The organism is Stenotrophomonas sp. (assembly GCF_032103445.1).
In the GTDB taxonomy this organism is placed as follows: Bacteria; Pseudomonadota; Gammaproteobacteria; order Xanthomonadales; family Xanthomonadaceae; genus Stenotrophomonas.
Genome location: NZ_DAMDFR010000039.1, coordinates 11,991 through 23,494, shown reverse-complemented (window position 1 = coordinate 23,494; position 11,504 = coordinate 11,991). Strand labels below are relative to the sequence as shown.

Below are 11,504 nucleotides of genomic sequence, written 5' to 3'. Positions count from 1 at the left end.
CATCGAACTTGACGCGTGAATGAAAACGGCCGGGGCAACCCGGCCGTTTTTTTATTGGATGAACGGAAATATGTGATGCGGTTCAAGCTCCTGTAGCGTCGATTCGTTCACAAAAAATCATTATTGAATTTGCGCCATCTGGCGCATTGACAGTGGTTCGGGCGCCTCGCAGAATCCGCCAAAAGGGGATGCGTGCACATCAGCCGAGCACGCCAAATGTCAAATGCCACAAGGGAATGCGGCCTTATCCGTAGTGGACGGTGCGGGGCTGAGTGCGTCTGAGGATCTGCGCTTGCGGGGACTGGTGCTGCTGGCTCAGTTTCATGGAATCGCTGCCGATGCCGCGCAGTTGCTGCACCAGTCTGGCCAGGTCGCCGGCGAGGTAGACGATGCCGCGCTGGTGTTGGCGGCGCGCGGGCTCGGGTTGAAGGCAAAGATCGTGGACGTGCCGCTGGCACGCCTGGCGCAGCTGGCATTGCCCGCGCTGGCATTGGGCGAAGATGGGGAGGCCTTCATCATCGGTCGCCTGGGCGATGGCAAGGCGCTGATCCATGACCTTCGTGAGCGTCGCCCACGCACAGTGACCGAGGCCGAGCTGAGCGAGCGTTATCGTGGCCGCGTGCTTCTGGTCGCATCCAAGGCATCGGTGCTCGGCGAACTGGCGCGATTTGATTTCAGCTGGTTCATTCCGGCGGTCATCAAGTATCGACGTCTGCTGGTCGAAGTGCTGGTGGTGTCTCTGTTCATCCAGTTGTTCGCACTGGTCACGCCGCTCTTCTACCAGGTGGTGATGGACAAGGTGCTGGTCCATCGCGGCTGGACCACGCTGGAGGTGATCACGATCGGCCTGGTGTGCATGGCGGTGTTCGAGGTGATCCTCAGCGGGCTGCGCACCTATGTGCTCTCGCATACCACCAGCAAGATCGACGTGGAACTGGGCGCGCGCCTGTTCCGGCACGTGCTGGCGTTGCCGTTGGCCTACTTCGAGTCACGCCGCGTGGGCGACACCATTGCCCGCGTGCGCGAGCTGGAGAACATCCGCACCTTCCTGACCGGGCAGGCACTTACCTCGCTGCTCGACCTGCTGTTCACCGTGGTGTTCCTCGCGGTGATGTTCTATTACAGCGGCTGGCTCACCCTGATCGTGGTCATCTCCCTGCCAGTGTATGCGCTGATCTCCGCCGGCATCACGCCGGTACTTCGCCGCAGGTTGAACGAGAAGTTCGCCCGTAGCGCAGACAACCAGTCCTTCCTGGTTGAGACCGTGACCGGCATCGGTACGGTGAAGGCCATGGCGGTGGATCCGCGCGTGACCCGCACCTGGGACAACCAACTGGCGGGTTACGTGGACGCGGGTTTCTCGGTGACCCGCATCGCCACGCTTGGCCAACAAAGCGTGCAGCTGGTGCAGAAGCTGGTGGCTATTGCGATCCTGTTCTTCGGCGCGCGGCTGGTCATCGACGGCAAGCTCACGCTGGGTCAGCTGATCGCCTTCAACATGTTGTCCGGTCAAGTGGCCGCGCCGATCATCCGCCTGGCGCAGCTGTGGCAGGACTTCCAGCAGGTCGGCATCTCGGTTGATCGTCTCGGGGACATCCTCAATACCCGCACCGAGCTTCCCGGCAGCCGAATGGCGCTTCCCCCCATCAAGGGCGCGGTGCGCTTCGAGAACATCGTCTTCCGCTATCGTCCGGACGCGCCGGAGGTGCTGGCGGGCGTGGATCTGGAGATTCGCCCGGGTGAAGTGATCGGCATCGTGGGCCGCTCAGGCTCCGGCAAGAGTACGTTGACCAAGCTGGTGCAACGCCTCTATGTACCGGAACGGGGTCGGGTGATGATTGATGGTCAGGATCTGGCGCTGGCCGATCCGGCCTGGCTGCGCCGTCAATTGGGCGTTGTGCTGCAGGAGAACTTCCTGTTCAACCGGTCCATCCGTGACAACATTGCCTTGGGCGACCCGGGCATGCCGCTGGAGCGTGTCATCCAGGCCGCCAAGCTGGCCGGGGCGCATGAGTTCATTTCCGCACTGCCGGAAGGCTATGACACCCACGTAGGCGAGCAGGGGGCCGGTCTTTCCGGCGGTCAGCGCCAGCGCGTTGCCATTGCCCGCGCGTTGGTCGGCGACCCGCGCATTCTCATCTTCGACGAAGCCACCAGCGCGCTCGACTACGAGTCCGAACACGCCGTGATGTCCAACATGCGCAGCATCTGTGCTGGGCGGACCGTGCTGATCATCGCCCATCGTCTTTCCACCGTGCGGCACGCCAACCGCATCATCGTCATGGAGCAGGGCCGCATCGCGGAAAGCGGCACCCATGCCGAGCTGGTTGAACGCGTAGACGGACATTACGCCCGGCTCCACCGCCTGCAGCAGGGGGCACCATGAAGCACATGTTTGAAGCATGGAAGGCATTCGCGCAACGCTATGCAGCGGTGGCGCGTCAGGCCTGGCAGAACCGGCATCAGAGCGAGCGCTCCCCACGTGATGCGAGTGCGCGCGAATTCCTGCCTGCCAGTCTGGAGCTGGTCGAGCGGCCGATATCGCCCACCGTGCGCTGGACCATGGCCGCGATCATCAGTTTCTTCTGCATCGCGCTGTTGTGGTCGTTCTTCGGGCACGTGGACATCGTGGCGGTAGCGTCCGGCCGCACCGTGGTCGACTCCCGCACCAAGGTCGTACAGCCGAGCGAAACCGCCGTGGTGCGGCGCATCCTGGTTCGCGATGGGCAGCAGGTCGCGGCCGGTCAGCCGCTGATCGAGCTCGATGCCACTGGTGCTGCGGCTGATCGCAGCAAGGCAGGCGATGCGTTGTTGAATGCTCGTCTTGCCGCCCTGCGGCTGCAGGCGATGGCGACCGCCGTGGACGCAGGCCACGCCCCGGTATTTGCAGCGGCCGACGATCTTCCGGCGGCGCGCGTGGACGCCGAGCGCGCGCTGGCGCTCAGTCAGTACGATGCACTCCAGGCGCGCCGGCAGAGTCTGCAGGCGAGCATCGCGCAGCGCCAGGCCGAGCTGCATACCACCGAAGCCGCCATTGGGCCGATGGCCGAATCCGCGCGTATCACCACGCTGCGTGCCGAGGACTACGGCCGGCTGGTTGAGGGCAACTTCGTAGGTCGCCACGATTACCTCCTGCGCGAGCAGGAGCGCATCGCCGCCGAGCGTGACCTGGCCGCCCAGCGCAATCGGGCCAATGAGATCCGCTCCGCCCTGTTGGCGGCGCGTGAGGAGCTGCGGGTGCTGGTGACCGATTTCCGACAGCAGACGCTGGACGGACTGCGCGTTGCGCAGGAGCAGATCGGGCAGGCCGCGCCCGAACTGGCCAAGGCCGGACAACGTGATCGCCTGATGACCCTGCGCGCTCCCGTGGCCGGTACCGTTCAACAGCTGGCCGTGCACACCGAGGGCGGCGTTGTCACACCTGCACAGGCGCTGCTTGCCGTGGTTCCCAGCGAAGAAGCGCTGGAGATCGAGGCCAGCGTGTTGAACAAGGACATCGGCTTCGTGCGCCCGGGACAGCAGGTGACGGTGAAAGTGGAAAGCTTCCCGTACACCCGCTATGGCTACCTGACCGGCAAGGTCACCAGCGTTTCCCATGACGCCGCGCAGGACGAGAAGCTGGGGCTGGTGTTCCCGGCACGGATTCACCTGGAGCGCAGCTCGCTGCAGATTGATGGCGTCAAAGTGAATCTCTCGGCAGGTATGACGTTGAGCGCCGAGATCAAGACCGGCAAACGGCGGGTGCTTGATTACCTGCTCAGTCCGTTGCAACAGCACGTGGACGAGTCGCTGCGCGAGCGCTGACACAGGCCCGGCGGGCAGCTCCAGTTGTAGAACGCATCACGTAGTTCCTGAACGAGGCTGCGCCGCTTTCGCGTGCGCGGCCGATACCTCAACGCATTATCAAGGAGAACAGCGTCATGGCAGAGATGTGGTATGGAGATCGTCCCGATATGGGATTCCAGTTGGCGGAACTTTCAGGTGTCCTGATGGGAAACCTCATGCGCCAGAACAAGGCCATGGAGGCGATGAACAGCGCGGGGACACTCGATGAGCGTGCGGTCGCGGAGATGCTGGCCGAGGTGGCTGAGCAGAACGCGGAAGTAGCACAGATCTTCGCGGACAAATGGCGTGCCCAGGGCTGGACGGCGCAGGCCGCAGTTGCAGATCAATGGGCAACCGAGAATCGAGAGCAGCTTGCGCGCATGCTGGATGCGCTGAGCGCCGACAACAATGTCGAGATCGGAAAAAATGCCATTTCTTGGGCTTCGACGGTCGGGGACCTGGGGAACTACACCGGTGTAGTGGGCTTCCCCGACCTCAAGAAGTTCTTTGGTCCGATCGACGATATCCTCACCATTGGTGATCTCGTTTCCGCCGGTGCCGATGGCGATTGGCGCGAAGCCAGCGAGGTTATCGTAAAGTTTGCAGTTGGCACCGTCCTCACCAACGCGGTAGCGGGGATGCTGACGAGCGCTGCCTTGGTAGGCGGTCCCGTGGTTGTCGTTGCAGCTGTGCTGGCTGTGGCATTTGGAGCGATTGCTTACGGTACCAATGAGGCGGTCGACCAGGCGTTCGAGGCGCTGTATGGCGAGACGCCGGAGGACGTTACGACTCGACTGCGCGAGTCGATTGCCATGTACGGTCAAACGCACATCCAAACCCCGCATCTTGGGTACGAGATCCATATCGGAACGTCGGACGACGACTACTACCGTGGCTCGACGGCCGAGCAGAACTCCATGACCGGAGGTCGTGGATCCGACACCTTGTTCGGGGGAGCGCTGGGGGACTATCTGAGCGGCGGCGCTGACGCGGACCAACTGTACGGCGAAGGGGGTGATGACCGGCTCAAGGGGGGGCTGGGGAATGACCGCCTTGAGGGCGGAATTGGCAGAGATACCTTGGAAGGCGAGGAAGGGTTTGATACCTACGCATTCTCAAGCGACGAGATGATCAGCGGCGGCGAAGACTTCATCATCGACAGCGATGGCCAGGGCGTCATCGAGATCGACGGCTATGCCATCAATGCGGACTCCCTGCAGCGGGCGCTGGGGCCGGCAACCTGGGAGACTTCCGACAAAAGCCTGAGGGTGAGTTTCTCAGGCGGAGCTCTGATCATCCGTCACGCGGCAACTGGCGGTCGCATCATAGTGAACGGCTGGAAGAACGGCGACCTGGGAATTACGTTGCCGGACCTTGGACAGCCAGGCACTCCCGAGAATCCTGTCAACTTCACCAACGGCGACGACGTTGCTGGTTTTGATGGTAACCCCAAAGATGCTCCGGTCAGCGGAAACGACTATTTCTTTGGCATGGCCGGGAACGACGGCATCGATGGTGGCTACGGTGACGATTGGATTGACGGCGGCGCGGATAACGACCTGGTGCTGGGCGGGCCGGGCGTCAATCGTCTGCGCGGCGGAAGTGGCAACGATTTTCTGATCTCCGCGCCCTTCCTCGCTGGATGGGATGAGGATGGCAGCAAGTACATCGAGTACTACGAGTCGGATCCGACGTTCCTGACTCACGGTGCGAATTGGGCAATCCGCGGGAACGCAGGCGCTCAGCTTGGGGACCCCTCATCCTTCTTCCTGGATTTCAACATCAATGCCATCTCGACCTACGACCCCTCGGATGGGCTGTATCGCTGGGAGCGCTATCTGGATCCTGAGATCTACGCAGGACAGGCCGATGAGCTTCTGGGTGGTGACGGCCATGATGTCCTTTATGGGGGTGAAGGCGACGATCTGTTAAATGGCGGCACCGGAAATGATCTGCTGGTCGGTGGAGCGGATGACGATACCTTGTACGGAGAAGAAGGTGACGATCTGATCCTGGGTGATGAGCTGACGGTGGGGCGCAACAGCGCGTTCGTCATCATGTCTGGGCTGCTCTCCAGTGCAGCGCGCCGTGACGGCAGCGACATCATCAAGGGCGGTGCCGGCAACGACAAGCTGTTTGGCCTGGGTGGCGCAGATACACTGGAAGGCGGCGAAGGTGACGATATCCTGCAGGGAGACCGTCTCGACTTCGCCACCGAGTTCAGTTACGACATACGGACCTTCGCGGGTAACGATTACCTGGATGGTGGTGCGGGTGATGATCAGCTGTTTGGTGATGGAGGCAGCGACACTCTCATCGGTGGCAGCGGCAACGATCATCTTGAAGGTGATTCCATCAAAACTGCCGACTACGGCAATGACACGCTAGATGGTGGTGACGGCAACGATACCCTGATCGGATTTGGCGGTAATGATGAGCTTTACGGTGGTGCGGGTGACGACGTCATGTCCGGCGATGCATCTGACAACCAGGTTCCGCTGGCATTCCACGGCAACGACCGCATGTTTGGCGGCTTGGGTAATGACTCGATGTCCGGCAACGGAGGCAACGACCTGCTCGACGGCGGCGAGGATGACGACAGCCTGTGGGGCGGCAAGGGAAATGATGTTCTGATCGGCGGTGCTGGCAACGACCAGCTCGCTGGTGGTGAAGACGATGACACCCTTGATGGTGGCGCGGGCAATGATCGTCTCTGGGGCGACGCAGGGCGCGATGTGCTGGAAGGTGGCGCAGGCGACGACCTGCTTCAGGGCGGGCAAGGCAGTGACAACCTGCGCGGTGGCGACGGCAAAGATGAACTGAACGGCGGGGAGGATGTGGATTTCCTCGACGGCGGTGCGGGCGATGACACCCTGTTCGGCGGTGCCGGCGCAGACAAGCTGTTTGGTAGCGACGGGGATGACTATCTGGCCGGCGATGCGTTTGAAGAAGGGGTTGGTCAAGGCGATGACATCCTCGAAGGTGGCCGCGGCAATGACATTCTGGTCGGTGGCGGCGGCCATGATCTGCTGAATGGCGATGTCGGTGATGATCAGTTGTACGGCGATGTTCCCGGCAGCGAACTGGCCGGCAACGATGTGCTCAACGGTGGTGCGGGCAACGACTACCTTGACGGCGGCGCGGGCAACGACCAGCTCAACGGCGGCGAGGGTGACGATGTCCTGTTTGGCGGAGCAGGTGACGATGTATTCGTCGGTGCGGCCGGCAACGACACCATGGACGGCGGACTGGGTGAGAACCGCTTCGAGTTTGCAGCGGACTTCGGTAACGACGTGGTGCAGGCCAAGGCGGCCGAAGGCGCTGCGCACGTGTATGTCTTCGCGGCCGAGCTGGACCCTCAGGAGTTCAGTTTCAGTCGTGTCAACGGCTTTGATCTTCTGATCACGCTGGAAGGACGCGTTGACACGCTGTTGATACGAAACTTCTTCATGGCGCAGGGAACCGACCGGTTCGAGTTTGGCAGCCTTGTGGTCAGTGGCGACGAGGTCGCTGCGATGGCTGAAGGCAATAACGGCGGTGGAATCGGTGGCGGCACCCCGATCACCGGGGGCGACGAGGGCGGACTTATCACCGGCACGGACGGCAACGACGTGCTGTTGGGTGGAGCGGGTGACGATGCCATCTCGGGCTTGGCCGGCAACGACCGTATCGAGGGTGGAATGGGCGGCGATATCCTGGATGGCGGCGCCGGCAATGATGTGTACGAGTTCGGACCTGGATTTGGGGCTGACCTGATTCAGGGACTGGACCTGGCAACCAGCGGCAGTGACATCATCCGCTTCAAGCCAGGCTCTTCCTACACCCAGAGTGCAGCCAGCATCACGTCAGATGGATTCTCGCTGTCGGTTGCCTTCCAGGGGCCTTACGGTTGGGACGTACTTGTTCTTGAAGGGTTCCTCGCCAGCACCAACGGCTCTCATATCATCGAGTTCGCCGATGGCACCGTGCTGCGTGCAAGTGACTTTGGTGGCGGCCCGGTGATGGGCCTGCCGGGCAAGCCTTCCGAGGGCGCGACCGACGGGGACGATGTTCTGCGTGGCGGTGCGGGCGACGACGTGCTTGATGGCGGTGCCGGCAATGATCAGATCGACGGCGGTGCAGGTAATGATGTCGTCAGCGGTGCCGAAGGGAATGACCGTCTACTCGGTGGTGACGGCGATGACGTGCTCTACGGTGGTGCAGGCGATGACGAGCTTGATGGCGGCCAAGGCAACGACACGCTTGATGGCGGAGCAGGCTCGGATGTGTTCCGTTGGGGGATTGGTTCAGGGAACGACACCATTGCCGTGAGCGACGTTCTTGCACAGCGCCTGGTGGAGATGCGAGACATAGGTTCGGCGCTGGAGCTGGAGTTCGTCCGGGAAAGTTACGATCTGATGCTCCGCTCACGTGAAACGGGTGAGACGCTCACTGTTCTGGGGTACTACGATCCAGCGCTGTCGCCGGTGAAGCTGGCCTTCAGTGACGGCTCGTTGCTGCAGGAGTCAGACATCCTCTCGGGTGACAACACCATCAAAGACTTCGACGGTGAAGGCGTCGTGCTCAACGGCTACGGCGGCAATGATTACCTTTACTCAGGTAGTGGCGTGGACCGCCTTTACGGTGGCACCGGGGATGACTACCTGGTTGCTGGCATCGGCAGTGATCGTCTCTACGGAGGCGATGGCGACGACCGGCTCTACGGATACTCGGACTACGCGGACGGCGGCTGGGGGGACGAGGACTTCCTTGACGGCGGAGCCGGCAACGATTCGCTGATTGGGGGAAGGGGTAACGATACGTTGGTCGGCGGTGACGGCGTGGACTACCTGCAAGGGGAAGAAGGCGATGACGTCCTGTCCGGAGGCACTGGCAAGGACTATCTGTATGGCGGGATCGGATCGGATACCTATCGATTTGCTCGCGGGGATGGAAAGGACATCATCTATGACGTCTTCGGTCATACGCTTGGCGAAGCGGACATCATCCATTTCGATTCGACGATCTCGCCGGATCAGATCCACCTGCGTCGCAAGCGGCGCGAAGGAGATGCCCATGATGACCTCGTCCTGGAGTTGATTGGTACGGGCGACTCCGTGACGATCGACGACTACTTCCGTTATTTGATGCTCAGCGAAGATGGGACCTCGCCTAATCTGGGTGGCGTGCAGTTTGCCGACGGAACCTTCTGGTCAGCCTCCACCATCGCTGCGATGTCCATGGTGGGTACCCAGTACCACGATCTTCTGACCGGGCAATATGCAGTGGACGATCTCTACGACGGTCTGGCAGGCAACGACTACCTCCTTGCATCCGATCACAACGACACGCTCCTGGGCGGTGCCGGGAATGATGAGCTGGGCGGAGGTGATGGAAACGACCTGCTGGACGGCGGCACAGGGTTCGACTACCTGCATGGCGATGCTGGCGATGACACCTACCTGTTCAGTCGTGGATCCGGGGTCGACTTCATCAACAACGGCACCCGCACCGAAGGCGACTACGACGTTGTGCATTTTGCTGCCGATGTGTCCAAGGATGACGTCAGGCTTGCACGCTCGGGTGATGCGCTGGTGATCGATATTGCCGGCACCAGCGACAGGATCATCGTGTTGGGTCACTTCAGTGGCGTGGCCAACCAGTACGGCGGCGGCCCAATCGATGCGCTTGAGTTTGCAGACGGAACGACGTGGACAGCTGCTGAGTTGCTCGAGCGCCTGGGTGAGGATCTTCCGCCCCTTTATGTCTCAGTAGACGACCGCTGGTCTGCCGGTGACTTCGACGGTATGCACTATGTGATTGGTATCCAGGCAGGCCACGCGTGGGGCGTGGCGGGTGCCCCCGATGCGAACAACTGGTTTGACCTTGGGCTGGCGAACGATAGCCTGGATGAGGAATACCCGGATGGGCTTCCGGTCGAGGGTGGCCGGGCGAGCGATACCTATGTGTTCGACCGTACCTATGGCGCGCAGTTGATTCGCGATGCCGGCGGAACTGACCAGGTCCGGTTTGCAGCCGGCATCACGACCGCGGATGTGGCAATCCAAAGAATTGGTGACGATCTGCTGCTGCGTCTGAATGACCGCGATGTGCTGCGCGTGAAATCGCACTTCGCCGGCAATGCCGGTATCGAATCCGTGCTGTTCGCGGATGGAACGGAATGGGATCCTGGCTGGCTGGTTGCCAATGCGGTCCTGTTGGACAAGGTCGTTCTCGGCGGGGAGGGGAACGACGTGCTGGATGGCGGCGTAGGTAATGATGTCCTGCGTGGTTTCGGCGGAGACGATACATTGAACGGTGCCGAGGGTGACGACCTTCTGGATGGCGGCACCGGCAATGACCGGATGATCGGAGGCCGGGGCGATGATACCTACGTGATCGACAGCGTGGGTGACGTTGCGGTCGAGCTGGACGACCGCTATGAGGGCATCTCTGAAGATGGCATCGACACCGTACTGGCATCCATCAGCTACACGGCTCAACACAACATCGAGCGCGTGTTCCTGCAGGGCACAGCGGATCTGAACGCCACCGGTGGCAACGCCGAGAACGTGCTGGTCGGCAACGCGGGCGCGAACATCCTGCGCGGCAGCGATCCGGACCAGTGGTTCCACTACGACGACTGGCTTGATGGCGGTGCCGGCAATGACGTCCTGATTACGTCCTGGGGTGACGACACTCTGATTGGTGGCGAGGGAGATGACTACATGGAAGGGAGTGGTGGTGCCGACCTGTACTTTGTCGACAGCGCCGGGGATGTCGTGGTCGAAAGCGTTGAGGAAGTCGGTGGTTCCCGCGCCGCCGCTGCTGCAAGCACAATGCAGAATGAGCTGCCGGGAGACGCGGGCGACCTTTGGGAACTGCCGGCACCCGGGTTCCATCCCAATCGTGACGGCGATACTGTCGTCTCAACGATCAACTACACGCTGGGCGATGGGATTGAGACGCTTGTGCTGCGGGGTGAGGCAGTCATCGGTCAAGGCAGTGCGTACGACAACACGCTGATTGGCAGCGATCTCGATAACGTCCTCTCGGGCATGGAGGGGAGTGACCACCTCGACGGTGCCGGCGGGAACGATACGCTGGACGGCGGCGATGGCGACGACTACCTGAGTGCCGGCATCGGCAATGACACCCTGATCGGTGGCGATGGCAACGACGGGTATGAATGGTGGATCGGCGACGGCCACGATGTCATCCTCAATAGTGACGCGTGGGGCGAGGACTCGGTCATGTTCTATGACACCGCCTTCGCCGACCTGCAGTTCAGCCGAGTAGGCGACGACCTGGTCGCGGCCACGACCGACGGCGAAGGCAGCATCACCGTCAAGGACTGGTACGCCGACGCAGCCAACCGCGTCGACTGGTTCACCGACCGGGACTGGAACCAGTGGAGCGCCGACGACGTGGAAGCCCGCGCCGCTGGCGGTCCGCTGCCGGGTGAGGGTGAGCTGCTGGTGCAGAGCCTCGCCCAGGCGTCCGGGTCAGCTGCGGCGGTCTCGTACGTGCCGTATGCTACGCAAACGCTGCGGTTGCAGTTGCCGATCGCGGCGATGTAGGCCTTGCGCCATGTGGGCGGGCCCTCCGTAGCGAGGCCCGCCCACATCCATCCCGCATTGCTTGTCCGGGAGGGTGGATGCCTGTATGCTCATTCTGTTAGGCGCGCGCGTGGCCAGATG

3 protein-coding genes are annotated in these 11,504 nt (G+C 62.0%); all 3 read left to right on the top strand.

The window, feature by feature from the left end:
- Positions 1 to 223: 223 nt before the first annotated feature.
- The 3 genes from RT551_RS14170 to RT551_RS14160 all read left to right on the top strand — a co-directional run bounded on the left by RT551_RS14170 (position 224) and on the right by RT551_RS14160 (position 11,384).
- The gene (locus RT551_RS14170) at positions 224 to 2,386 is read left to right on the top strand and encodes a type I secretion system permease/ATPase (RefSeq protein WP_313459819.1); all 2,163 of its coding nucleotides are present in this window, start codon (positions 224 to 226) and stop codon (positions 2,384 to 2,386) included.
- Positions 2,383 to 3,804 carry an HlyD family type I secretion periplasmic adaptor subunit gene (locus RT551_RS14165; protein WP_313459816.1) on the top strand — a complete coding sequence of 474 codons (1,422 nt, stop codon included), beginning with the start codon at positions 2,383 to 2,385 and terminating at the stop codon, positions 3,802 to 3,804. Before RT551_RS14170 ends, RT551_RS14165 begins: the two co-directional genes overlap by 4 nt.
- 116 nt (positions 3,805 to 3,920) lie before the next feature.
- The gene (locus RT551_RS14160) at positions 3,921 to 11,384 is read left to right on the top strand and encodes a calcium-binding protein (protein WP_313459814.1); all 7,464 of its coding nucleotides are present in this window, start codon (positions 3,921 to 3,923) and stop codon (positions 11,382 to 11,384) included.
- Positions 11,385 to 11,504 lie beyond the last annotated feature (120 nt).